This window comes from Streptomyces sp. NPDC059456, assembly GCF_042750055.1.
Taxonomy (GTDB): Bacteria; Actinomycetota; Actinomycetes; order Streptomycetales; family Streptomycetaceae; genus Streptomyces.
In genome coordinates this window covers 1-24,697 of sequence record NZ_JBHYVA010000035.1, presented here as the reverse complement: position 1 = coordinate 24,697, position 24,697 = coordinate 1, and the positions used below count along the sequence as shown (strand labels likewise).

The 24,697-nt window shown below is 72.9% G+C and carries 18 protein-coding genes and 2 pseudogenes; 8 read left to right on the top strand and 12 right to left on the bottom strand.

Annotation, left to right across the window (positions count from 1 at the left end; genetic code table 11):
* Nucleotides 1–33: 33 nt before the first annotated feature.
* The 4 genes and pseudogenes from ACFXA3_RS05720 to ACFXA3_RS05705 form a co-directional block, all read left to right on the top strand.
* Nucleotides 34–2,127 (top strand): annotated as a pseudogene (locus ACFXA3_RS05720) (ribonucleoside-diphosphate reductase subunit alpha); the annotation flags it as partial.
* Entirely contained in the window at nucleotides 2,127–3,143 is a 1,017-nt protein-coding gene (locus ACFXA3_RS05715) for a ribonucleotide-diphosphate reductase subunit beta (protein WP_385182420.1), read from the top strand. The pseudogene ACFXA3_RS05720 and the gene ACFXA3_RS05715, both read left to right, overlap by 1 nt.
* A 44-nt stretch (nucleotides 3,144–3,187) precedes the next feature.
* The gene (locus ACFXA3_RS05710; RefSeq protein ID WP_385182417.1) at nucleotides 3,188–3,970 is read left to right on the top strand and encodes a helix-turn-helix domain-containing protein; all 783 of its coding nucleotides are present in this window, start codon (nucleotides 3,188–3,190) and stop codon (nucleotides 3,968–3,970) included.
* Nucleotides 3,971–4,016: 46 nt separating this feature from the next.
* The gene (locus tag ACFXA3_RS05705; protein WP_385182414.1) at nucleotides 4,017–4,403 is read left to right on the top strand and encodes a DUF3703 domain-containing protein; all 387 of its coding nucleotides are present in this window, start codon (nucleotides 4,017–4,019) and stop codon (nucleotides 4,401–4,403) included.
* A gap of 88 nt (nucleotides 4,404–4,491) precedes the next feature.
* Here ACFXA3_RS05705 and def read toward each other — a convergent pair whose 3' ends face one another.
* From def to ACFXA3_RS05645, 12 genes and pseudogenes are all read right to left on the bottom strand, one after another.
* The gene (gene def, locus ACFXA3_RS05700) at nucleotides 4,492–5,127 is read right to left on the bottom strand and encodes a peptide deformylase (RefSeq protein WP_385182412.1); all 636 of its coding nucleotides are present in this window, start codon (nucleotides 5,125–5,127) and stop codon (nucleotides 4,492–4,494) included.
* A gap of 64 nt (nucleotides 5,128–5,191) precedes the next feature.
* Complete coding sequence (locus ACFXA3_RS05695) at nucleotides 5,192–6,202, bottom strand: tetratricopeptide repeat protein (RefSeq protein WP_385182409.1); 1,011 nt, start codon at nucleotides 6,200–6,202, stop codon at nucleotides 5,192–5,194.
* Nucleotides 6,203–6,321: 119 nt separating this feature from the next.
* Entirely contained in the window at nucleotides 6,322–7,638 is a 1,317-nt protein-coding gene (locus tag ACFXA3_RS05690) for an HD-GYP domain-containing protein (RefSeq protein WP_385182408.1), read from the bottom strand.
* A gap of 218 nt (nucleotides 7,639–7,856) precedes the next feature.
* A pseudogene (locus ACFXA3_RS05685) lies at nucleotides 7,857–8,918 on the bottom strand (HD-GYP domain-containing protein); the annotation flags it as partial.
* 42 nt (nucleotides 8,919–8,960) lie between these two features.
* Nucleotides 8,961–10,232, bottom strand: coding sequence for an aspartate aminotransferase family protein (locus ACFXA3_RS05680; protein WP_385182406.1), 1,272 nt, complete (start codon nucleotides 10,230–10,232; stop codon nucleotides 8,961–8,963).
* 88 nt (nucleotides 10,233–10,320) lie between these two features.
* Nucleotides 10,321–12,351 (bottom strand): class I tRNA ligase family protein, encoded by a 2,031-nt coding sequence (locus ACFXA3_RS05675; RefSeq protein WP_385182404.1) that lies wholly within the window; start codon nucleotides 12,349–12,351, stop codon nucleotides 10,321–10,323.
* A 79-nt stretch (nucleotides 12,352–12,430) separates the two neighbouring features.
* Nucleotides 12,431–13,762 carry a lysine N(6)-hydroxylase/L-ornithine N(5)-oxygenase family protein gene (locus ACFXA3_RS05670; protein ID WP_385182401.1) on the bottom strand — a complete coding sequence of 444 codons (1,332 nt, stop codon included), beginning with the start codon at nucleotides 13,760–13,762 and terminating at the stop codon, nucleotides 12,431–12,433.
* A gap of 13 nt (nucleotides 13,763–13,775) precedes the next feature.
* Nucleotides 13,776–14,963, bottom strand: a complete 1,188-nt coding sequence (locus ACFXA3_RS05665; RefSeq protein ID WP_385182399.1) for a saccharopine dehydrogenase family protein — start codon at nucleotides 14,961–14,963, stop codon at nucleotides 13,776–13,778.
* A 31-nt stretch (nucleotides 14,964–14,994) separates the two neighbouring features.
* Nucleotides 14,995–16,257: an acetyl-CoA carboxylase biotin carboxylase subunit family protein gene (locus ACFXA3_RS05660; RefSeq protein ID WP_385182396.1), complete on the bottom strand. Its 1,263-nt coding sequence runs from the start codon at nucleotides 16,255–16,257 to the stop codon at nucleotides 14,995–14,997.
* 387 nt (nucleotides 16,258–16,644) lie between these two features.
* A complete protein-coding gene (gene ssuE / locus ACFXA3_RS05655; protein ID WP_385182394.1) occupies nucleotides 16,645–17,202 on the bottom strand; it encodes an NADPH-dependent FMN reductase in 558 nt (185 codons plus the stop codon).
* A gap of 38 nt (nucleotides 17,203–17,240) precedes the next feature.
* Nucleotides 17,241–18,470 carry a Rieske 2Fe-2S domain-containing protein gene (locus ACFXA3_RS05650; protein WP_385182391.1) on the bottom strand — a complete coding sequence of 410 codons (1,230 nt, stop codon included), beginning with the start codon at nucleotides 18,468–18,470 and terminating at the stop codon, nucleotides 17,241–17,243.
* 109 nt (nucleotides 18,471–18,579) lie between these two features.
* Nucleotides 18,580–19,506, bottom strand: coding sequence for a PfkB family carbohydrate kinase (locus ACFXA3_RS05645; RefSeq protein ID WP_385182388.1), 927 nt, complete (start codon nucleotides 19,504–19,506; stop codon nucleotides 18,580–18,582).
* A 123-nt stretch (nucleotides 19,507–19,629) separates the two neighbouring features.
* Here ACFXA3_RS05645 and ACFXA3_RS05640 point away from each other — a divergent pair, with 123 nt between their 5' ends.
* The 4 genes from ACFXA3_RS05640 to ACFXA3_RS05625 all read left to right on the top strand — a co-directional run bounded on the left by ACFXA3_RS05640 (nucleotide 19,630) and on the right by ACFXA3_RS05625 (nucleotide 24,656).
* Nucleotides 19,630–20,781: a transposase domain-containing protein gene (locus tag ACFXA3_RS05640; protein WP_385182385.1), complete on the top strand. Its 1,152-nt coding sequence runs from the start codon at nucleotides 19,630–19,632 to the stop codon at nucleotides 20,779–20,781.
* A 201-nt stretch (nucleotides 20,782–20,982) separates the two neighbouring features.
* A complete protein-coding gene (locus ACFXA3_RS05635; RefSeq protein ID WP_385182382.1) occupies nucleotides 20,983–22,047 on the top strand; it encodes an LLM class flavin-dependent oxidoreductase in 1,065 nt (354 codons plus the stop codon).
* A 4-nt stretch (nucleotides 22,048–22,051) separates the two neighbouring features.
* The gene (locus tag ACFXA3_RS05630; protein WP_385182379.1) at nucleotides 22,052–23,413 is read left to right on the top strand and encodes an LLM class flavin-dependent oxidoreductase; all 1,362 of its coding nucleotides are present in this window, start codon (nucleotides 22,052–22,054) and stop codon (nucleotides 23,411–23,413) included.
* Between the two features lie 73 nt (nucleotides 23,414–23,486).
* The gene (locus ACFXA3_RS05625; protein WP_385182376.1) at nucleotides 23,487–24,656 is read left to right on the top strand and encodes an amidohydrolase family protein; all 1,170 of its coding nucleotides are present in this window, start codon (nucleotides 23,487–23,489) and stop codon (nucleotides 24,654–24,656) included.
* The last annotated feature ends 41 nt before the right edge of the window (nucleotides 24,657–24,697 follow it).

The following is a 24,697-nucleotide window of genomic DNA, read 5'->3' as shown; positions in this document are numbered from 1 at the left end:
GCAGAGTAAGCCGCAGGACAGGGAGACAACTACTTCTCAGCATACGTCGAGGTCGGTCACCGCGAGGGCCTGATCGCGGACCGCACCGCCGAGTTCGTGGAGCTGCACGCGAGCCGCCTGGACGCGCTGGTCGAGCACACGCTCGCCGAGGGCGCCGACGACCGCTTCGGCTTCTTCGGCCTGCGCACCCTGCACAGCCGCTACCTGCTGCGCCACCCGATCACCCGCCAGGTGATCGAGACCCCGCAGCACTTCATGCTGCGCGTGGCGTGCGGTCTCGCCGAGAACGACAGCGTCCAGGCCGTCGAGGAAGTGGCCTCGCTGTACCGGCTGATGAGCCGCCTCGACTACCTGCCGTCCTCCCCCACGCTCTTCAACTCCGGCACCCGGCACCCGCAGATGTCCTCCTGCTACCTGCTGGACTCCCCGCTGGACGAGCTGGACTCGATCTACGACCGCTACCACCAGGTCGCCCGCCTGTCGAAGCACGCCGGCGGCATCGGCCTCTCGTACTCCCGCATCCGCGCCCGCGGTTCGCTGATCCGCGGTACGAACGGCCACTCCAACGGCATCGTGCCGTTCCTGAAGACCCTCGACGCCTCCGTCGCCGCCGTGAACCAGGGTGGCCGCCGCAAGGGCGCCGCCGCCGTCTACCTGGAGACCTGGCACGCGGACATCGAGGAGTTCCTGGAGCTCCGCGACAACACCGGCGAGGACCAGCGCCGCACGCACAACCTGAACCTGGCGCACTGGGTGCCGGACGAGTTCATGCGCCGCGTCAACGCGGACGCCGACTGGTCGCTGTTCTCCCCGGCCGACGTGCCCGAGCTGGTCGACCTGTGGGGCGACGAGTTCGACGCCGCCTACCGCAAGGCCGAGGCGGACGGCCTGGCCCGCAAGACCATGCCCGCGCGCGACCTGTACGGCCGGATGATGCGCACCCTCGCGCAGACCGGCCAGGGCTGGATGACCTTCAAGGACGCCTCCAACCGCACGGCGAACCAGACCGCCGAGCCGGGCACCGTCGTCCACTCCTCGAACCTGTGCACCGAGATCATCGAGGTCACCAACGACGGCGAGACCGCCGTCTGCAACCTCGGCTCGGTCAACCTGGGCGCCTTCGTGCTCCCCGAGACGGGTGACATCGACTGGGAGCGGCTGGACGAGACCGTCCGCACCGCCGTCACCTTCCTCGACCGCGTGGTCGACATCAACTTCTACCCGACCGAGCAGGCCGGCCGCTCCAACGCCCGCTGGCGTCCGGTGGGCCTGGGCGCGATGGGCCTCCAGGACGTCTTCTTCAAGCTGAAGCTGCCGTTCGACTCCGCCGAGGCGAAGGCGCTGTCCACCAAGCTCTCCGAGCGGATCATGCTGGCCGCGTACGAGGCCTCCTGCGACCTCGCCGAGCGCAGCGGACCGCTCCCGGCCTGGGAGCAGACCCGTACCGCCCGCGGTGTCCTGCACCCGGATCACTACGACACCGAGCTGAACTGGCCGGAGCGCTGGGACGCCCTGCGCGCACGCGTCACGAAGTCCGGCATGCGCAACTCGCTGCTCCTCGCCATCGCCCCGACGGCGACGATCGCCTCGATCGCCGGTGTGTACGAGTGCATCGAGCCGCAGGTCTCCAACCTGTTCAAGCGCGAGACGCTGTCGGGCGAGTTCCTCCAGGTCAACGGCTACCTGGTGGAGGCGCTCAAGAAGCTCGGCGTGTGGGACGCGCAGACCCGCGAGGCGCTGCGCGACTCCAGCGGCTCGGTCCAGGGCTTCGGCTGGATCCCGGCCGAGGTGCGCGAGCTGTACCGCACGGCGTGGGAGATCCCGCAGCGCGGTCTGATCGACATGGCGGCGGCCCGTACGCCGTTCCTCGACCAGTCGCAGTCGCTGAACCTGTTCCTGGAGACGCCGACCATCGGGAAGCTGTCCTCGATGTACGCGTACGCCTGGAAGCAGGGGCTGAAGACCACGTACTACCTGCGTTCGCGCCCGGCGACGAAGATCGCCCGCGCCGCGCAGGCGGCCACCCCCGCAGCGCTCCCCCTGGCCGACGCCGCCGCCGAGGCCGCGGCCGCGGAAGCGCTCGCCTGCTCCCTTGAGAACCCCGAGTCCTGCGAGGCCTGCCAGTAATGAGCTCCACCGACAAGAAGAACCTCCTCGACCCGGGCTTCGAGCTGACGCTGCGTCCCATGCGCTACCCGGACTTCTACGAGCGCTACCGGGACGCGATCAAGAACACCTGGACCGTCGAGGAGGTCGACCTCCACTCGGACGTCGCGGACCTCTCGAAGCTGACGCCCGCCGAGCAGCACATGATCGGCCGTCTGGTCGCGTTCTTCGCGACGGGCGACTCGATCGTCTCGAACAACCTGGTGCTGACGCTCTACAAGCACATCAACTCCCCGGAGGCGCGCCTGTACCTGTCGCGCCAGCTGTTCGAGGAGGCCGTGCACGTCCAGTTCTACCTGACGCTGCTCGACACCTACCTGCCCGACCCGGACGACCGCGCGGCCGCGTTCGACGCGGTCGAGGAGATCCCGTCGATCCGCGAGAAGGCGCAGTTCTGCTTCAAGTGGATGGACTCGGTCGAGAAGATCGAGCGCCTGGAGACCCAGGCCGACCGCCGCCGCTTCCTGCTGAACCTGATCTGCTTCGCGGCGTGCATCGAGGGCCTGTTCTTCTACGGCGCCTTCGCGTACGTGTACTGGTTCCGCTCGCGCGGCCTGCTGCACGGCCTCGCCACCGGCACCAACTGGGTGTTCCGCGACGAGACCATGCACATGAACTTCGCGTTCGAGGTCGTGGACACCGTCCGCAAGGAGGAGCCGGAGCTCTTCGACGACGCCCTCCGGCAGCAGGTCACGGACATGCTGAAGGAGGCCGTGGAGGCGGAGCTGCAGTTCGGCCGCGACCTGTGCGGTGACGGCCTGCCGGGCATGAACACCGAGTCGATGCGCGAGTACCTGGAGTGCGTCGCGGACCAGCGCCTGGTCCGCCTCGGCTTCCCGCCGGTGTACGGCTCGCAGAACCCGTTCTCGTTCATGGAGCTCCAGGGCGTGCAGGAGCTGACGAACTTCTTCGAGCGCCGTCCGTCGGCCTACCAGGTCGCGGTCGAGGGCACGGTCGACCTGGACGAGGACTTCTAAGTCCCCACCGGCCGCCGCCGTACGGCTTGATAGCGTCCCCGCCCATGGGGAGCAACACCCGGTCCTCCGGGTTCTCGGGCGGGGGCGCTTCGTCGTGTCCGGGGCCGGCCGGCACGGCCGCCGGCCGGTGGGCGGGACGCGCCCGGCTGCGGCCGGGCGGCCTGCTGTACGGGGGCGCCGTCGGGTCCGCCGGTGTGCACGCGCACCACTCCGTGCAGGTCATCGCGGCGCTGGGCGGCGACGAGCTGCTGCTGGCCGGGCCGGACGGGGAACCCTTCGGGTGCCGGGCGTACGTGGTCCCGGCCGGGGTGCGCCACGCGGTGCTGCGCGGGGTGCCGTGCGGGGTGGTGCTGCACTACGACCCGCTCTCCTCCGCGGGGCGCCGGCTCGCGGCGCTGGCCGGGGACGCGGGGGACCTCGTACCGGCCGAGACCCTGCCCGCCGACGCCTTCGAGGCGGCGTGCGCGCTGGACGCCGTACTGCCCGGAGGGCCGCAGCCCGTCGCGGCGGCGCATCCGGGGCTGGCGCGGGTGCTGGAGTGGCTGCCCGGCCGGGAGCCGGTGCCGCTGTCCCGGGCGGCCGAGGTGGCGTGCCTGTCGGAGAGCCGTCTCGCGCACCTGTTCCGGGCGGAACTCGGGCTGCCGTTCCGGCCGTACGTGCTGTGGCTGCGGCTGATGCGGGCCGCCGAACTGTCCTCCCGGGGGCACTCCCTGACGGACGCGGCGCACGGCGCGGGCTTCGCGGACGGGGCGCATCTGAGCCGCGTGTGGCGGCGGATGTTCGGGATCGCGCCGTCGGACTTCACCCGCACCGTCCGGTGGATGTAGCAGGTTCGTTCAAGCATCGGCGGGCCCGCGGCGCCACCGTGGACGCATGAGAAAAACGATCAGGAAGTGCGTGGCCGCCTGTACGGGCAAGACCATGCCGGCCGCCGTCCGCCGGGCCTTCGAGGACGAGCTGCGCCGCGCCCGCGACGCCGCGCCCGACACCCGGGCCATGTGGACCGCCCTGGAGCGGGCGCACATCATCTCCCAGGCCTGGGCCTGGCCCCACACCCGTGCCCACTGGCACATGTTCCGGCTCGCGGTGCGCTGCCGGGACCGGGCGGAGACGGTAGGTCAGGTGGTGCGGATCCTGGTGGCCGGGGCCGGGTCGCTGACCGGGCGCGTGCCGTGGGGGAACACCGGGCGTACGGCGGTGGGCATCTCGACGCCGATGCCCCTGCCGGACGATCTGCGGCTGCTGCTGGGCCGCGGCTAGCGGACGGCCGCCCCGGGCCCGGTGCCGGACGCCGTCCGGCGTGCGGCACGGGAGCCGGGGCCGGGGCCTGGGCCTGGGCTGCTCGGGGCTAGGCGTTCGGGACCGTCGCGTAGCGCGGGGTGCCCTCTTCCATCTGGCGCAGGGCGTCCTTGCGGTCGCGCTTCGAGAGGCGGTCGATGTACAGGTACCCGTACAGGTGGTCCGTCTCGTGCTGGAGGCAGCGCGCGAAGTAGCCCGTGCCGCGCACCTTGATCGGGTTGCCCCGGGCGTCCTGGCCGGTCACCTCGGCGTAGTCCGGGCGGGCCAGCGCGGCGTAGGCGGTCGGGACCGACAGGCAGCCCTCGTTGGAGTCGTCGAGCACGCGCGAGGCGGCCGGCAGCTCGACCGGCTTCGGGTTGACCACGACGCCGGTGTGGCGCACGCCGTCGTCGTCCGGGCAGTCGTAGACGAAGACCTTGGCGTCCACGCCGATCTGGTTCGCGGCGAGGCCCACGCCCTCGGCGGCCTTCTGGCTGGCGAACATGTCGTCGATCAGCTGCGCCAGTTCGTCGCCGAACTCGGTGACGTCCTTGCACTCCCGGTGCAGCACGGGGTTGCCGACCACCGTGATCGGGCGGGCGGTGCCGCGCTCGCGGTGGGCGAGCTCGCGCGCCTCACAGTCCTCGGTGTCCACGACGTACCCGTCGTTCACGACCTCGACGACCTCGTTCTCCTGCTGCGCCATGTCCGCCGTACGCCTTCCGTAAGTCCACCCGTTCACAATGTGCCGGTACAGCCTACGGTGCCGGTCAGCAGACCTCTTCGAGATCCCGCCATTCACGGGTCTCCGGGCTGTCCGCGACCCAGCCGTCGAGCAGTCCGCGCACCAGGCCGGCCGGTGCCGCGATGCCGCATTCGCGCTCGGGGACCCACAGGGCCCCGGAGCCGTTCGTACGGTGGCCCAGCGGGCCGGGGTGTCCCGGTTCGCTGTGGTCGTGCGGGTCCAGGTGCTCCCCGTCGCCCTCGCCGCTCGGCATCACGCTCTCCGAGCAGGTCCGGCACAGCAGCCGCACCGAGGACGACCAGTCCTCGGCGGCGAAGCCCGCGTCCGAGGCCAGCTGCTCCAGTGCGTCACGGTCCTCCTCGGTGGCCGCCTCCAGCAGCACCACCCAGGTCGGCACCGGGGAGGGCGCCCACAGCTCGATCTCGTCGAAGACCGGGTACGAGGGACCGGCCGCGGTGACCCGCTCGCCGTGCGGGACCCCGTCGTGCAGGACGACCTCGCCCCAGCGCCGCCCCGAGGAGGGCAGCGGGATCGAGAGGACCTCCATGCGGGCCGGATCGAGCCTGCGGCCCCACACGACCTCGGCCTCGCCCTCGGGCGAGAGCCGCACCGCGGCGCTGCCGAGCTCCATGCCGACGGGCTCGCCGCCGCCCTTCGCGGGGTGGGCGCCCGGGCCGTGCGGGTCTCCGGGCACCTTCAGTCCGTACGCCTGCCAGGCCCGGCGGGCCAGCGGCCAGTCCTGCAGCGCGGTCGCGGCGATGCCGACGTTCCACCAGTCCGGGGCGCCGGTCTCGCGGTCCAGCAGGGCCACGGCCCGCAGGCCGGCGGCGCGGGCCTGCTCCCAGTCGTGCCGGAACTTGTGCAGCAGGGCGAGGTTGAACCAGGACTCGGACAGCCAGGGCTCCAGGTCCGCGGCTCTGGTGAGCAGCGCGCCCGCGTCCTCGTACCGCCCGTCGCCGATCAGCGTGAACGCGCGGTCGGTGGCCTGCCGCCACGAGGCGGAGGGCCGATGCCGTACCTTCCCGAAGATCCTCACAATTCCCGCCTGCCTGGGGGCACCTCCCAGCGGTGGCTGGGGGACAACGGTGCAGCCTTGCGGACACTCCTACTGGCATCCAACCATGCCCACTCGGACGGCCGCTCATTACCCATGGGTTACCCGGGTGGGACGGGAACAACTCTGTCACGTCCGCCCCTGGCCAGAACCCTTGCAAGACATTCCACGACCTCTGGCTGGTAGTCGTGCCCGGTGCCCAGCCGCAGCTGCTCCAGCGCCGCCAGTGACCCGCCCGGGTGACGGCTCCCGCCGAGCAGGTCGTCGTAGGCGTTGACCGCCCGTACGATGCGCGCCGCGACCGGCTGGTCCCGGTACGGGTCCGCCTGCCGCTCCACCACCACGGCCACCTCGGCGGGCACCCCGGTCTGGCGGGCCACCTCCCCGCCCAGAGCGGCGATCCGGCGGGCCTCGGCGGCGGGCAGTGCGGCGGTGGCCCCGGACCGGACCGGGTCGACGAGGGAGAGCTGGCCGATGTCGTGCATGAGGGCGGCGTACTCCAGCACCGTGAGCTCCCGCTCCGACAGGCCGAGCTCCCGGCCGACGGCGCAGCTCAGCGCGGCGACCCGGCGGGCGTGCCCCGGGCGGGTACAGCCTGCGATCTCGGTGGCGCGGGCCAGGGAGGTGATGGTCTGGCGGTAGGTGGTGCGGATCGCGGTGATCCGGTGGAAGGACAGCTGGGTCAGCAGCAGGGGCACGCAGAAGACGGGCAGGGCCCACAGCCCGGCGACGGCCACCCCCAGGGCCATGACGACCCCGGTGGCGCAGATCGCCGAGCCGATGCCGAGCTGGGCACGCAGCTCGTCGCGCAGCAACGGCCCGTACGGCCAGCCCGTGCGGGCGCCGGCCAGCGCGGCGGCGAGCACGGCGTCGCACAGGGCGGTCAGGCCGAGCAGGAACAGCAGGAAGAGGACGAGGTACGGACCCTGCCCGATCCCCTGCGCCAGCCGGCCCGAGTTGTAGAGCGGCTGGAAGCAGACGGCGGCGAAGGACACGGTCAGGACCCGTCGGGCCAGGTGGTCGGCGGTGGGCCCGCCGCCCCGGGCGACGTGCGGGACGATCCCGGCGAGCACGGCGGCGACGACGACCGCGACGATCTGGAGCACGCCGTGGTGGGTGGGCTGGGCGGCGTTCGGGCCGAGCAGGGCGTAGGCGAGGGCGCCGGCGGAGCCCAGCGGCGCGGGCTGGCGGTCCTGCGCCGCGTCCCCGGCCGGCCCGGGGGCGCCGCCGCCCGGGCCGGCCCGGCGGCCCCGGGCGTCACCGGTGTCACGGCGGGCGAGCTCGCCGCAGGCGATCAGGGCGCCGAAGGCCAGGGCGGTGCCGGGTTCGACGATTCCGTACCAGAGGGTGTGGGCGAGCCCGGCCAGGGTGATCACCCCGGCGGCGCCGAGCACCACCCGGACGACCGCGCCCCTCACGGCTCGTCCCCGCCGTCCGGCTCCCGCCCGGCCCGCGGGTCCACGGTCCGTACGACGAGGCGGGCGCCCTGGGCCGGGAGCCCGGCCAGCCCGGGGCCGGCGGGGTCCCGGACCGCCGCGCCGACGGGGGCGACCGCGGCGGTGGCGGCGACCGCCCCGGGGGCCGGACCGGAAGCGGAAGCGGAGGGCGAAGCGGAAGGTGAAGCGGAGGAGGATGCGGAGGGGGAGGCGGCAGGGGGTGCGGAGCCGGCCGGGATCACCTGGACGTCGTCGTCCGCGGTGACCACCGGGTGCCAGCCGTGCCGTCCGACGGAGGTGACGAGCGCACGCACCATCACCGGATCGAAGTGCGCCCCCGCACACCGTTCCAGCTCGGCCAGCGCCACCGGCACCGGCCGTGCCCGGCTGTAGGAGCGGGTCGAGGTCATCGCGTCGAAGGCGTCGGCCACCGCCACCACCCGGGCCGGCACCGGGATCTGCTCACCGGCCAGCCCGTACGGATAGCCGGAGCCGTCGACCCGCTCGTGGTGGTGCAGGATCGCCGACCGGGCCTCGCCCAGGAAGCCGATCCCGCGCACCATCTCGTGCCCGTACTCGGGGTGGAGCTCGATCACCCGGCGCTCCTCGGGGGTGAGCGGGCCGTCCTTGCGCAGCAGCCGGGTCGGGACGCCGATCTTGCCGATGTCGTGCAGGATCCCGGCGATGCGGACGACTTCGAGCCGGTCCGCGGGCATGCCCAGCTCCCGGGCGATCATCGCGGAGGCCTGGCCGACGCGCTCGCCGTGGCCGCGCGTGTAGCGGTCCTTCAGGTCGACGGCCTGGACGAGCGCCCGGATCGTGGCCTGGTGGGCGGCCCGCTCGCGGTGGTACTGGGCGAAGACCCAGCAGGAGACGTACATCGGCAGCAGGACGAGCAGGGCGGCCGCGAGCCCGTAGGGGCTGCGCCACATGACGGCCATCATCAGCCCGGCGAGGCCGTGCACGCAGTGCGGGGCCAGGGCGCGGGTGAGCAGCCCGTCCCATGCCGTGCGGGCGGGCCGGCGCTCGGCGGTGGCCAGGACGCCGCCTTCGAGGGCGGTCAGGACGAGGCAGAAGGCGGCGGCCGGGGCCGCCGCGGGGAGCATCGCGTACGGGAACTGCGCGGGGCCCGCCCCGGCGGGGTCCGCGACGGAGCCAGCGCCCAGCGCGGCCGGCCCGCCCAGCAGCACGAACGTGCGGCCCGCGGCCCACGCCGCGATGGCCTGCTGCGCCGCGTGCCACACCCGGCGGACGCGGGCGGGGGGGGGGGGGGGGGTGGTGGCCCGGCCCCCCCCCGACACGGATCAGGCCCGGCCCTCGGCCAGCACCTGGCGCACGCTCGTGTCGAAGGCCTCGGCGAACGCGGTGACGTCCTCGTCGGTCATGGGGGTGGAGATGCAGCCGAGGCCGCTGTCGCCGATGTGGACCCCGTTGTCCAGCAGCACCCAGTACAGGCGCTTCATGGCCGCCGCCGGGCTGGTGTAGCCCTGGGGGGCGCTGGTGGCGATGACGCGGAACAGCGAGCCGAGGCCGTTGACCTGCCAGTCGAGTCCGGTGGACTCGATCGTGGCGCGCATGGCGGTGCGGGCCCGCTCGCCGAGCTCGCCGATGCGCTCGTGGGCCTCGGGCGTGAGCAGGCGCAGGGAGGTCACGCCGGAGCTCATGCTGACGGGGTTGGCGTTGTACGAGCCGGAGTGCGGCAGCGCCGGGGAGCCCTGGCTCGGGTCGAAGACGCCCATGAACTTCCGGCGGCCGGCGACCGCGCCGATCGGCATGCCGCCGCCGATGACCTTGCCGAGGACGGTCAGGTCGGCCTCGCTGCCGAGCAGGTGCATGGCGCCGTGGTAGCCGACGCGGTAGGAGCCGACCTCGTCGGAGATGAGCAGGGCGCCGGTCTCGTCGCAGAAGGCGCGCAGTGCGTCCAGGTACTCCTTCTCGGCCGGGACCAGGCCGATCCGCCACGGCACCGGGTCGATCAGCACGCAGGCCAGGTCGTCGGCGTGCTCGCGGAGCACCGCGAGGGCGCCCTCGGCGTCGTTGAAGGGGAACACGACGGTGTTGTCGACCACGCCCGCGGGGTTGCCGGTGACGGCGTGGTTGATGAGCGAGCCGGAGCCGTCGTTGTTGACGGCGACCGCGTCGTAGGCACCGTGGTAGGCACCCGCGATCTTGGCGATCTTGGGGCGCTTGGTGTAGGCGCGGGCCGCCTGGACGGCCATCATCACGGCCTCGGTGCCCGAGCTGGTGAAGCGGACGTGCTCGAAGGTCTCGTTGCGGGCCGAGAGCGCCTCGGCGTACTCGACCTCGACCGGGGTGGGCATGCCGAAGCTGGCGCCGCGGCCCACGGCTTCGGTGACCGCCTTGACCATCTCGGGGTGGGCGTGGCCGTGGATCAGGGTGGTGCTGTTGTTGAGGAAGTCGAGGCGCTCGACGCCGTCGGCGTCGGTCACCCGGGCGCCGTTGCCGGACTGGATGTAGACCGGGTACGGAGCGCTGTAGACGGCGGTACGGCTGTTGCCGCCGGGCATGACCTCGACCGCGCGGGAGTACAGCTCGGCAGACTTGTCCGTGTTCACGTTGTGCCCTTTCACTACCGGAAGGAAGAAATGGAGGGGGACGAAATGGAGGGGGAGGAAGCCGGGGTGACGCGCGGGGCGCGCCGGGTCAGCGGGCGGTCCTGATCGCCACGTCCGCCGTGAAGTACGGGCCGGCCAGGCGCACCGGGGTACCCGCGGGGACCCACTGCGGGGTGTCCGTCGCCACCGCTCCCGCCGTGCCGAGCTGTTCGTCGAGCCGGGCGGCCAGGACGGGCACGAGGGGACGGGCCGTCTCGGCCAGCGTGCGCACGGCCATCAGTTCCAGTGCCACGCAGGTACGGGCGTCGCCCGAGGGCGCGCCGGCGGCGAGCACGTCCTCGGCCACCTCCGCGAAGCGGCGGGCCCGGTGGACGAACGTACGGAGCAGTTCGGCCGCGCCGCGGGAGTCGAACCGCTCGGGCTGCAGGGCCCGGGGCAGTGCGGCGCGGAACTCGCGGATCTGTCCGTAGAACCGCTCGGCCTCGGCGTTCCAGCTGCCCGCCTCGGGGGCGTCGCCGCCGAAGTGCTTGCCGACGCGGGCGGCGACGGAGGCGAGCCAGGGCTCCCAGCCGTCGAGGAGCTCGGTCCGGACGAACGCGGCGTATTCGTCGATGACGAAGTCCCGGCGGCGGATGTCGGGCCGGGTGCCGGCCAGGTGGAGCCGCAGCTGGTCGCGGGTCTGCTCGCGGAAGACCTCGCGGCCCCAGATGGCGTGCATCCGGCCGGTGGAGAACTTCTGCCCGTCCAGCGTGTAGAACTCGTTGCAGATCATCGTGTCGGGCAGGGCCGGCCGGTCGGTGAACGAGCCGAGGACGGCCGGGAAGACGATCGTGCGCAGGAAGGCGTTGTCGAAGCCGAAGAACAGCACCGTGCGCGGGTCGTTCGCCCGGACGTACTCGCGCCAGCCGGTCTCGCCCTTGTCCCGGGCGAGGGCGTCGAGGGCGGTGACGAAGCGGGCCGCGAGTTCGAAGGCGGAGTACATGCGCTGGCCCTCGGTGCCCCCGGTGGGGTCGGCGGGGACCAGGATCCCGTCGGGGGCGACGGTGCTGACCGGGAGGTCGGGCAGCGGTCCGGCGAGGACCCGGTCGACGTACGTGCGCAGCCGGGCGCTCATGTGGACGGTGCGCAGGTACGCGGTGAGCTTCTCGCGCAGCGGCTCCAGGGGCAGGTACCAGCGGGTGAGGTCGCGCTGCTCGGCGGGGGTGCCGCAGGTGGCGCAGCTCGGCTCGCGCAGCTCCTCGTCGGCGAAGGGCAGCGCGCAGGCCTCGCACTCGATGCCGGCGGTGTCGTGCGAGCCGCAGTGCGGGCAGGCTCCCGCGACGAACGCCTCGAAGAGGAACGTGCCGCAGGGGGCGCAGTGGTTGGCCCGTACGGTCTTGGTGACCACGGCGCCCTTGGCCCGGAGGTCCTCGAAGATCTCCAGGGCCACCCGGGGGTACTCGGGCGAGGAGGGGCGGACGAAGACGTCCCAGCGGACGTCGGCCGCGGTGAGGGCTTCCTGGATGGCGTCGGTGTTGCGTTCGGCCAGTTCGTAGAAGGACAGGCCCCGGCTGATGGCGGCGGAGGCCACCTGGGACTGGTGGCCGACGGTGCCGAGCAGCAGGCGGGCCTCGGTCCCGCGGCCTTCCAGGCCGCGCCGGACCAGGTCCGCGCCGAGGAACGGGCCGACCATGTGGCCGAGGTGCAGCTCGCCGTTCGGGGTGGGGAAGGAGGGCAGCAGCAGGACGGGGCGCTCGGCTGCGCCGGTGTGCTCCGCGCGCTCGCCGTGCGCCTCGTCGAGGGCGGCCATGTCCTCCCACCAGGTGGTGAGGAAGGTCAGCGGGCGGTCGTCGGCGGTGTTGTGCAGGGTGTGGACGCCCAGCGGCGGCAGGCGTACGGTGTCGCCGGCGCCGACCCGGACGGTCTGCCCGTCCGAGGCGACCTCGCCCTCGCCGTCCAGGACCACCCACACCTCGGTGTCGTGGTGGTTGTGCGGGGCGGTCCTCTCGCCGGGGCGGAGGGTGACCCGGCGGAGGTTGAAGGGGAGGGTGCCCCGGCCGGCCCAGGCGGGCTCGACGCTGCGGACGAAGTCGGGCAGGTCGAGTTCCCCGACCGTGCGGGGGATGCGTATGACGTGCATGGCTGGGCGCGGAACGCCGTGCGGCCGGAGCCGGCCGTGGACGCCCCACTGCTCCTCTCGGGAAGGGTCGTGTGCGGGATCAGGCCCGTCCGGCCGCGACGGCCCCCGGCCGGCTCGGGTCCGGCGCGTCGGAGCCCAGCGGCTCCCAGTCCAGGGCGGTGCTGACGGACCCGGTGTCGTACCGCTCGCGGCCGAGCAGGCTGTTGGCGATGACGGCGCTGCGCCAGGCCAGCAGGCTCAGGTTGGGGTCGGCGACGCCGAACTCGCGGCGGGCCGCGTTCTGCACGTACACGCGGTGGCCGGCCGGCCCGTCCCAGTCGAGGCTGAAGTCGGAGCGGACGACGGGCAGTCCGTCGTGCAGGTTGAGCCGGTCCTTCAGGCCGAGGAGCGGCTCGGACATGCCGTGCTCGTAGCCGGTGGCGCAGATCACGATGTCGACGTCCTCGTGCACCGGGTCGCCGCCGCGGGACGCCTGCCAGGTGGTGGCGAGCCCCTCCGGGGTGCGGGTCAGGGCGGTGAGGTGCTGGTCGAGCAGGATCCGGCAGGGCCGGCCGCCGCCCTCCAGCAGTTCCAGGTCGTACAGGCGCCGGTAGAGGTCCTGGAGGGTGGACAGGGAGATGCCGTCGCTGGCCATCCGCAGCCGTCGCACCACGTCTTCGCGTTCGGCCTCGGGGAGGCTGTGGAAGTGGCGGCTGTAGTCGGGCAGGAAGAGCTCGTCCACGAAGGGACTGTCGTCCAGCGGCAGCAGGTTGGTGCGCCGCGTGCCCCATACGATCCGTGCCGGGCGCTGCGCCTCGGAGGCGAGCAGGTGGCTGACGACCTCGGCGCCGCTTTGGCCGCCGCCGATCACGGCCACCCGCTTGCCCGCGAACTCGCGCGGCCTGCGCATGAGCTGTTCGGCGTGGAAGACCGTCTCGGGGTCGTGGCCGACGGCGCACTGCGGGAGTTTGGCGGTGAGTCCGGTGCCGGTGGCCACGTTGCGGGCGCGCAGGACGCCGTCGGTGGTGTGCACCAGGAAGGCGGAGCCGTCCCATTCGACGGTCTCGGTGGTGACGCCGAACCGGAGGTTGTCCAGGCGCTGCGACACCCAGCGGCAGTACTGCTCGAACTCGCGCCGCGGCACCTTGGACCGGCCGGTGACCAGCAGCCGGTACAGCCGCTTCTGCTCCACCTGGAAGGCGAGGAAGGAGTGCGGGTTGGTCGGGTCGACCGGTGTGACCAGGTCCTTCAGGAAGTGCACCTGCATCTCTGCGTCCGGCACCATCAGGCCGGGGTGCCAGTCGAAGGCGTCCTTGCGGTCGAGGAACACGGCGGAGAAGCCGGGCTCCCGCGAGGTGAGGGCGGCGAGGCTGAGGTTGGAGGGGCCTAAGCCTATGCCCACCAGGTCGTAGGTTCGCGGTGTTGTACTCATCATGGGGCTCCCGTTACAGGTGGGGGCGTTCGGCTTCGGCGACCTCGTGGGCCGGCAGCCAGGTGACTCCGCGCCCGGTCAGCGACTGCATCACTCGCTCCGTCAGCTCCTGGGACAGGGCGAGGTGCGGTTTGATCCACCCGGTGCCGGTGACGGCCCGCTCGGCGAGCAGCCGGGTGGCGGCGGCCAGGGTGAACCCGGTGGTGCGGGCCATCGCGGACAGGCCGGTCGCCTCGTCGGCGATGTCCACGACGGTGGTGCGCAGGGAAGCGGGCCGGCCCTCGAGTTCCCCGTGGGCGGTGAGGTCCAGGACCACCGCGTCCCGGTCGTCCGCCGTGGCCCGCACCTGCGGGGAGAGCACGCGCTCGACCAGGCGCCGGGGGATGACGCGGGACCCGTCCACGTCGACCGGGTCGTCGGCCAGCAGGCCGAGCCGGGCCAGTTCGGTGACGACGCGGGCGAAGCCCGGCCAGCGCAGGGTCTTCTGGGTGCAGTCCGCGTCGCGGAGGGCGGGGTGTTCGCCCAGCCAGGGGGCCATCCCGTCGTGGTAGGCCTCCAGCTGGCCGACGCCGGCGTATTCGCGGGTCACCACTCCGGAGAACCGGGGGTGGTGAACCGGCCGGCCCCCGTCCAGGGCCAGTGCCTCGCGCTGGGCGATCGGCAGGTGGTGGTCGTTCTCGCCGCCGAAGAACGCGGTGTAGCCGATGGGTTCGCGGGGCTCGGTGGGTATGCCCCCGCAGTAGATCTCCAGGGAGTGGACCCGGTCGAGCCGCTGCGCGAGGTGGACGGCGAGCAGTTCGGTCAGGCCGGGTTCCAGGCCGACCGGCAGCAGTACGGTGCCGCCGGCGGACCGGATCCGGGTGTCGAGCAGGGACAGTTCGGCGGTGGGCGGCCGGGTGATGGCGGCGACCGGGCGGCCGGCTCCGACCGCGGCGTGCAGGGCCTCGCCGGTGGGAGCCCAGGGCATCGCCATCGCGACGACCTCGCACCCGCCGAGGGCGGAGTCGAGGCCGGTGGCGGCCCGGACCGTGGCGGCGGGCCGGTTCCCGGTCCCGCCGCCGTCCTGTAACCAGTCCCGCAGGGCGGCGGCCTGGCCGGGATCCCGGTCCAGGAGCAGCAGCTCCTCGGTGCCGGGGTCCGTGGCCAGCGCGTACGCGGCGGCCCGGCCCATCTGGCCGCAGCCGAGGAGGGCCACCTTCATGAGCACGCCCTCCGTTCCAGCGTGCTCCGGGTCATTCCGCGGGGTCGGCGGCAGGTGTGATCCTGGCCGTCGCCTCGGTGGTGACACGGTGGAGGAGCTGTTCCAGCCCCTCGCGGGTGGCATGGCGGGCGATGACCGCGATCACCCGCTGCTGGCCGAAGTTCTCCGGCGGCAGCGCCACTTCGGTGCCGACGGGGACCTCGGTGAAGAAGTGGTCGTAGCCCGCTTCCCCGCCGAGGGGCGTCAGGCCGTCGGCGCCCTCGAACCGGCCCGCCCGCTCGGCCAGGACGAAGCGCAGGCCGGCGTTGAGCTGCCGGTCGTGCTCCAGCCGCAGCGGCTCGCCGGTGGCGACGCGGATCACGTTCTCGAAGTAGTCGACGCCGGTGGCCAGCGGCACGAGGTGGGAGCCGATGTAGTCGCCGGCGGGGCGGCCGGCGATCTCGATGAACCGCAGGCCCCGCTCACCCCACTTGGCTTCCAGGTGGAAGGAGCAGTTGTCGAACTCCAGGGCGCCGACGATGTCCTTGGTGGTGGCGCTGATCTCGGCCCAGGCGTCCGCGGGCAGGGCGCTGGGCACCTTGTGCTCCAGTTCCAGGTGGAACGGCACACTGGTGATCTTGTCGGTGACGGTCACGATGTGGACCTCACCGCCGGATACGAAGCCCTCGACGCTCAGTTCGTCGCCTTCGAGGAACTCCTCGACGATGAACTCGGCGCCGAACTGCTTGAACACCGGGTCGAAGTCGGGCCGGGCGATGTCGGCGAGGCGCTCCATCGCCGCGTCGAGGTCCTCCGGCCGGCGCAGTTCGAAGATGCCCTTCGACCCGGAGGCGCCGGTGGGCTTGACCACGGCCGGGAGCCCGACTTCGTCGACGGCGGCCTGCAGGCCGGCCAGGTCGGTGACCTTGGCGAAGCGCGGGAGGACCCCGTCCAGGTGCCGCAGCGCGTCCTTCATGACGTACTTGTTGCGGGCCCGGAGGGCGGCGGTCTCGGACATTCCGGGAAGTCCGAGATCGGCGGCGATGGCCGATACCAGCTGGACGTCGACTTCGGTGAAGTTGGCGACGCCGGCGAATGCGTAGGTTGCGTGGAGTTCGCGGGCCGCTGCGATGGATGCGGCGCGGTCGTACGTGTCGACCTGCCGGAATTCATGGACGAGCGGCTTTGCGAATTCAGGAATGGACCGGCCGAGGAGAACCACTCGGTATCCGAGGCGCCGGGCGGCGAGCAGGGACTCGAGCCCTTCCCTCTGGATGCGCCGGAGATTGACAAGGAGAAGATGACGTTCCGTCATGAAACAGCCCCCGCTACATCGGGCGTACATATGGAATCTCAAGCACCAATCGAGTGTCAGTCAAGCACAGGCCCTGAGGGTTGGGAAGGGGATCTTGGGTGGATCCACGCCAATTCAGTTAAGAGCTGGCCGAAACATTGCACCACCCTTCCGAAAGCCATGGTTTCGGCCAGAAACCGATAACTCTGAGGCATCCGGACGGCGATTCCGATGACTTACCGGGCGCTTAACTTAATTGATCCCTGCATGGCGTCCACAACCCGGCCGATCATCCCGGCAGGGCCTCTGACATGCGGAAACGCCGCCCGGCCGACCGGTCCCGGGGATATCCGGGCCGGCCGGTACGGACGGCGTCGTGAGACTTCGTAAAGGTGTCGCGGGAATGCGTTAAAGAACAGCGCCGACCGGTGCCCGGCGATCGCAGAGCGCGGCGGAGAATTGGTCGGTGACCCGTTCCAGACCCACGGCGGATTCCGCGGCCACGCTCACCGCGCCGGCCTCCCCCAGGGTGATGTGCCGGTCGAGGGTGAACCAGCCCGGCGCGATGTACGCGGCGCCCATGGAGGCCAGCACCGGCCGCAGCGCGTAGTCGATGGCCAGGACGTGGGCGGTGCTCCCGCCGGTGGCCAGCGGCAGTACCGCCTTGCCCGCCAACGCGTACTGCGGCAGCAGGTCGAGCAGCGATTTCAGCAGTCCGGAGTAGGCGGCCTTGTAGATCGGCGTGCCGATGACGATGCCGTCCGCACGCTCGAAGAGCGCGGCCGCCGCCACGATCGCGGGATGCCGCACATCGGCCCTGAGCAGGGGTTCGGCCGGCAGGGAACGGACGTCGAGGCGGGTCACCTCGTGCCCTTGGGCGAGGAGTCGGGCGTCCAGGTGCCGCAGCAGCCCGGTGGTCCGGGAGGTCGCCGAGGGACTCCCCGAAACGGACAGGACGGTGGCCATGAGAGGTCCCTTTCACTGGGGTGGCCTGGGGCCGGGGGCTACGCGGACGCGGAGCGCCAGTCCTCGCCCTCGGGGACGACGATCACGGCGGAGCGCACCGCGGCGTAGTCGGCGTCGGGGCCCAGACCCGCGGGGGTCCCGCCGGCGGCGTGCGCCTTGAGGGCGTCGAGCAGGAAGCGGCGGGTGCGGACGATGCCGCGGTCGCTCTTGCCGGGGTTCTCGACGGTGCGGTCGACGATCGGGCCCATGCTCTCCTGCACGGCCACGTCCTGGAGGACCAGTCCGCGGATGCCGGAGAAGCTCTTGCCGTCGCGCATGGCCTGCCGGTCCTGGCCCCAGCCGTTCTCGCTGGTGTGGCCCTCCCGGATGTTGTCCGGGTTGAGCGTGTCCAGGTCCAGGCCGAACTGCTCGCTGAAGTAGGACGGATCGACGGGCTGGTCGTCGTTCCACCACAGGTACCACATGATCGTCTGGTGGTCGTTGACCGGAACCCAGGCGTGCCAGAGCCGGTCCCCGTTCGGCAGTTCGGGCACCACCGTGTACCAGGGCATGGCGAAGGGCTTCACCCGGGCCAGGGTCTCCCCCGAGGAGAGGGTGCGCAGGGCCGCGAAGCGCAGTCCGTACGGCTGCGGGTCGATGTCGTCGCGCGGGGCCGTGTCGTCCAGCAGGTCCTTCAGCGGCCCGTTGCGGGCCTCGGTCTCGTGCAGCAGGGAGACGTGGGCGGAGTCGATGTCCGCCTCCAGGCCCTGCAGCCAGTTGCAGTCCACCAGGGCGATGGTGGCGAAGACGTTCTCCGCGGGGAGCTTGGTGAACGGGAACTCCGGGAAGGGCCCGGGCTCGCGGCCGCTGCCGCCGAGCCAGACCCAGACGAGACCGCCGGCCTCGACGACCGGGTGGTGCAGCAGCTTGACCCGCTCGCCGAACCGGGGGCCGTCCTCCTCGGGCTCGGAGGGGGTCTCCAGCACCCTGCCCGAGACGTCGAACTTCCAGCCGTGGTAGATGCACCGCAGCGCGCAGTCCTCGTTGCGGGCCAGGACCAGCGAGGCCCCGCGGTGCGGGCAGGCCTCGGCGAAGCAGCCGACGGTGCCGTCGTCCGCGCGGAAGAACACGTACTTCTCGCCGAGCAGTTCCACCGGGAGCGGGGCGCCGCCCCGTTCCGCGATCCGCTCCGACCGCATGACGGGCAGCCAGTACTCACGAAGCAACTGCCCCATGGGGGTGCCAGGACCCACCTGGGTCAGGGTCTCGTTCACCTTCTGAGTGGTCACTTCCGGCCTCCGTGATGATCGATATCCGGGATCGGCGCCGACTTCCCGGCCGCCGCCCACCCTTCAAGACGATCCAGGCCCGCCGGGTGTGACAGCCGGCGGCGGCGGTTCAGGCCCTCGCCGGGTCCGCCAGAACCTCGTACGGGTGCGCAGCGTCCTCCGGCGCGCCGAGGAAACGGCTGGTCAAGACGGTGGCCTCGGCGAGTGCCGGGGCCCAGTCCAGGCCCGCCAGCCGGCCGGCCAGCAGACAGCCGAACAGCACGTCGCCGGCTCCGACCGTGATCACCTCGCCGGCCAGGGAGACGGCCGGCTGGTGGACCGGCGCGGAGCCGTCCGCGGGCACCAGCAGGGCTCCGTCCGCACCGAGGGTGACCAGGCAGTGCCCGCCGGGGGCGGGCAGCCTGCGGGCGGCGGCCACGAGTTCCTCCCGCGTCCGCGGCGGCCGCCCGGCCCACAGCGAGAGTTCGCGCAGGTTCAGGGCGACGAGATCGGCCCCGCGGCCCAGCGGACGCAGTTTGGACACCTCGTTGGGGTCGGCGGACAGCAGCCAGAACGGCAGGCCCCGGGCCGCAGCGGCGTCGGCCAGCCAGGCCAGCCCCGGCTCCTCGGCGTCCGTACCGGCGGCCAGCACGCCCGCGTCCTCGAACAGGCCCCGGGACCGGTCGAGGAGTCCGGGCGTGATCAGGCCGAGGGCCCGCTCGCCGAGGAACCTCTTGTCGGCCACGGACCCCTCGACCAGTTCGGCGTGGAACACTGGCAGCGGCGCCCGTTCGGGCAGCCGCAGCCACTCCACGCCGTTTCCGGCCAGATGTCCGCCGACCGCCGGGCCGAGCTCGCCGGTGTACGCCACGGTCGCCAGGGCCGGCCGGGCGCCGCGCGCGGCGAGTGCGCAGGCGGCGTTGTTGGCCACCCCGCCCCACCGCACGGTGGCCGGGTCCTGGCCGCGGCCCAGCGGGCCTTCGTGCAGGAAATCCAGGGTGACGGTGCCGACGAGCACCGGCCGACCGGTCATTGAATTGCGCTTGATGGAACTCACCCTTCTTTTTTGAATTTCTTTGCCGGGGTGCCGGAAATCGCATAACGCGCACGGGGCGTGGCGGAGCGTGAGAATATGCACCCTCCACCCCACCAAACCCGATCGGCAAAAGGAGGACCCGAAATGGTGCGCGCCGGCGATGTGGCTTCGGCGGATTACGCCCGCCAGGCGGACGGAATTACCGCCGGCATTCTGACCTGGGCCTTTCCGCCGGCCCTCGTGGACGAGGCGGTCGCGGCCGCCAGCCGCACCGAGCAGCGCTCGCGGACGCTGTCCGCCCGGACCATGGTCTATCACGCCCTGGCCATGTGGCTGTACCCCTCGGCCGGCCACGAGGAGGTGATGCGCAGGCTCATGCGGGGGCTGGCCCGCAAGCACGGCTGGGCCCGTGGCTGGCGCATGCCCACGCCGTCGGCGCTCGCCCAGGCCCGGCAGCGGCTGGGACCCGCCCCGCTGCGGCTGTTGTTCCGTACGGTCGCCCCGCGTTCCGTTCCGCAGGCGCCGCCCGGGACGCGGCGGCCGGTGACGCTCGACGCGCTCACGCTGTGCGTGCCCGACACCCACGCCAACCGGGACCGGTTCGGCACGGCGGTGACCGCGGACCGGGGCACGGTGCCGCAGGTGCGGCTGGTCGCACTCGGGCACTGCGACGCGCACGCGGTCCTCGACGCGGCGGTGGGCCCGCCGGCCCTGGGTTCCGCCTGCCTGGCGCTGGAACTGCTGCCCTCGCTCGGCGAGGGGACCCTGCTGCTCGCCGAACTCGACGCGCTGTCCGTGGGCTTGTGGCGGCAGGCCGCCGGTACCCGGGCCGACCTGCTGTGGCGGGCCGGACCGGACTGGCCGCTGCCGGTGGACGAGGTCCTGGCGGACGGCAGCTACCTCTCGCGGCTGGCGGAACCGGAGGCGCCGGCCGCCGCCCCGGTGCCGGTGCGGGTGATCCCGTACGACCACGACGGCTGGCCGGGTCCCGCGCAGCGGCTGATCACCACGCTGCTCGCGCCCGAGGAGGCGGCCGCGGCCCAGCTGATCGAGGCGCACCGCAGCCGCTGGGGGCTGACCGACATGGTGGAGGACATCCTCGCCGGCGGGCTGTCCGGGATCGAGCTGCTGCGCTCGCGCGGCCCCGATCTGGTCGAGCAGGAGATCTGGGCCATGCTGCTGGTGCACCACGCCGTGCACGGACTGATCGTGGACGCCCAGGACTTCGGGCCGGCCGCGGAGGGGCTGACCGCCTTGGCCGGAACCGTACGCATGGGGCCACCGGACCGCTTGTAGGCCCCTCCAAGATCGTGTTAGCTTCCGGCGAGTCTGCCCGGTTCTGCCGACGCGACGGAGCACCTGTCTCCGGCCGGCATCGAACCGTCACGCGTTCCCGCCGCCGCCCCCTGTGCGGTTGTCCGTTGCGGCCGCGTCTCCTCTTCCCCCCTCTCCACGATGCTCTGCCCGTCTGTTCTCCCCTGTCATTGGAGGCACCACGTGAGCACGGGAATGCTCCTGGGTTACGAACTGCCCGAGGCGGGTCCTGCGGACCCCACCGCCTTCCTGCTGGCCGTCGCCCGCAAGGCCGAGGCCGCCGGGGTCCACCACCTCGTCCTCGGGGACCGCCCGGCCGCCGGCCCCGCCGGGCCCGGCATGCCGGCGTCGCTGGTCGCGGCGTCCCTGCTGGCCGTCAGCACCAGCCGGATCGGCCTCGTCATGACCGCCGCGCCCGCCTACAACGAGGCGTACAACCTGGCCCGTATGGTCGCCTCGGTGGACCACATCAGCCATGGCCGGGCCGGCTGGCGGGTGATCACCGGTCCCGACGCCGCCGCCGACGCCAACCACCGTCGCGAGGGGGTGGATCCGCTCACCGACCGGGAGGCCCGGGCCCGCGAGTTCGTACCCGTCGTCCAGAACCTGTGGGACACCTGGGAGGACGGTGCCTTCGTCCACGAGAAGGGCACCGGCCGGTTCATCGACAGCGGCCGCGTGCACGTCCTGGACCACCGCGGCACCCTGCGCGTCCGCGGGCCGCTGAACGTGGTCCGCCCGCCCCAGGGGCACCCGGTGGTCCTCGCCGACGCCGCCGACCCGCTGGTCTCGGCCCACGCCGACGTGCTGGCCGTCGGCGACCCCGACTCCGCGCCCACCGCGGCGCAGGCCGGCGGCCGGCCCCGGCTCGGGGTGGTCACCCCGTTCGTCGCCGCCACCGAGGAGCGGGCCCGCGCGCTGCACGAGCTGGCCGGCGCCCCGGCGTCGGACCGCGGCCGTGCGGTGCTGACCGGCACGCCCGGGCAGGTCGCCGAACGGCTCGGCGCCTGGTTCGACCGGGGCGCGGTAGAGGGATTCACCGTGCGGTTCCCGGCTCCCGCTCCCGAGGGCGGCGCCGGGAACGTCGACGGCATAGGGGAGTTCACCGACACCGTGCTGCCGCTGCTGACCGCCGCCGGACGGTTTCCGGCCACGTACACCGCCGACACGCTGCGCGGTCACTTCGGGCTGACCCGGCCCGCGAACCGCTTCGCCGAGCGGATCGCCGCCGGCCCGGAAAGGAATTGAGGGCATGCCCACCGAACGACAGCTCCATCTCGGCCTGATGTTCTGGGCCACCGGCACGCACGCCGCGGGCTGGCGCCACCCGGACGCGCGCGCGGACGCGGCGTACGACATCGCTCTGATCCAGGAGGTCAGTGCGGAGGCCGAACGCGCCAAGTTCGACTTCGTGTTCCTCGGCGACCGGCTGGCAAGCGACCCGGACCTGCAGCACAGCAACCCGGCGCAGATCTCACGGCTGGAGCCCTTCGCCACGGCCACCGCGATCGCCGCGGCCACCAGCCGGATCGGGGTGGTGGTCACCGCCAACCCGACCTACTCCGACCCGTACTCCATCGCCCGGCTGCTGGCCTCCCTGGACCACGTAAGCGCCGGGCGCGCCGCGTGGAACCTGGTCACCGGCGCCGACACGGCGGCCGCGTTCAACTTCGGCCGCGAGGAGCACTGGGACACCGCCAAGCGCTACGCGTGGGCGCAGGAGTGCCTCCAGGTGGTCCGCGACCTGTGGGACAGCGGCGCCGGCGCCGGGTCCGGGCCGCGCCCGCTCGGTCACCGGGGCACGCACTTCTCGGTGGACGGGCCGCTGGACGTGGCGCGGCCCCCGCAGGGACAGGTGGTGCTGTTCAACGCCGGCACCTCGGACCAGTCCCGCGAACTCAGCGCCCGCGAGGCCGACATCGTCTTCGCCGGCATGCAGCCGACCTTCGCGCTGCGCCAGGCGTACTACGCCGACATCAAGGAGCGGGCGGCCCGCCACGGCCGGGCGGACCGGGTCACCATCCTGCCCGGGCTGACGCCGATCGTCGCGCCGACCACCGAGGAGGCCGTCGAACTGTACGACCTGCTCAACTCGCTCCTGGTGCTGGACCCGGAGGAGGAGCCGGGCGAGCTCGTCCGCAAGGGCGGCATCGGCGAGGGCCACCGGCGCAACCTGTCCTCCGCGAGCCGGGTGTTCGGGGTGGAGCTGCGCGGCAACGACCTGGCCGCGGAGGTGCCGGCCGAGACCCTGGCCGCGGTGTCCGAGGAGGGCGCCCTGCGGCTGGCGGAGATCACCCGGCTGACCCGCAGGACCGTCGACGGCCCCCGCCGGATCACGTACGGGGACCTGGTGCACGCGGCGCCGTCCGAGCTCTCGCACACGGTGGTCGGCAACCCGGAGGAGGTGGCCGACATGATCCAGGAGTGGTTCGAGGGCGGCGCCGCCGACGGGTTCAACATCTACCCGGCGTACGTGCCCGGTTCGGTGACCGCGTTCACCGAACTGGTGGTGCCCGTGCTCCAGCGGCGCGGCCTGTACCGCAAGGACTACACCGGGGACACCCTGCGCGAGCACCTCGGGCTGCCGGTGCCGCCGCGCCGTCCCGCTCCCTGATCCGCCGACCGGCAGAACCCGTACGAAACCCCGTAGGCAAACCCGTACGCAAGGAAAAGGAAGAGGTGAACCGGTGGCCACATTGGCCGTCGTGGGCGCCGGGACCCTGGTCTCCGGCGATCTCGCGCACCCCCTGATCGAGGACGCCGACACGGTGCTGTGCGCCGACGGGGTCATCACCGCGGTCGGCCGGGCCGACGGCCTGGCCGCGCAGGTCGCCGCGGCGGACCGCGTCCTGGACGCGGGCGGGGCCACCGTGGCCCCCGGCCTCATCGACTCGCACGGGCACGTCACGTTCGGCGACTACTCGCCGCGCCAGAAGGCGGTGGACTACCTGGAGGGGTACGTCCACGGCGGGATCACCCGGACCATCTCGGCGGGCGAGGTGCACGTGCCGGGGCGGCCCCGCGACCGGGAGGGCGTCAAGGCGCTCGCCGTCGCGGCCCGGGCCAGCTTCGACGCGTACCGGCCCGGCGGCATGCGGGTCCACGCGGGCAACGTGCTGCTCGAACCCACCCTGACCGAGGAGGACTTCGCCTACCTGGCCCGCTGCGGGGTGTGGCTGGCCAAGTTCGGGTTCGGCGCGTACGAGAAGGCGCTCGACGGCGTCGAGCAGATCCGCTGGGCGCGGGCCCACGGCCTGGTCGTGATGTGCCACGCGGGCGGTGCCAGCGCCGCCGGTTCCGCCTCGCTGCGCGCCGACGACCTGCTGGCCCTGGCCCCGAACGTGTGCGGGCACGCCAACGGCGGCCCGACCTCGATGCCCGACGCCGATGTGGACCGCCTGCTGGCCGAGAGCACGATGGCGCTCCAGCTCGTCCAGGCGGGCAACCTGCGCGCTGCCCTGCGGATCCTGGGCCGGGCCGTGGAGGAGGACGCCCTGGCCCGGATCGTGGTGGGCTCGGACACCCCCTCCGGGTTCGGGGTGATCCCGCTGTCCGTGCTGAAGACGCTGGTGGAGCTGTCCTCGCTGGGCCCCCTGGACCCGGCGCGGGCCTGGGCGCTGGCCACCGGCAACGTGGCGGACGTCTGGGGGCTGCCGGCCGGCCGGATCCGGGTGGGCGCCGAGGCCGACCTGCTCGTCCTGGACGCGCCGCGGGCCTCGGCGGCGTCCACGGCCCTGGAGGCCATGTCCCTCGGTGACATGCCCGGCATCTCGGCGGTCGTGACGGACGGCGTGCCGCGGTTCCTGGCCAGCCGCAACACCCCGCGGGCCACCCGGCCGGCGACGCTGGTGCGGTAGGCGGCGCGCAGCCCGAAGGGGGCCCGCCCGGTGCCTGGCAC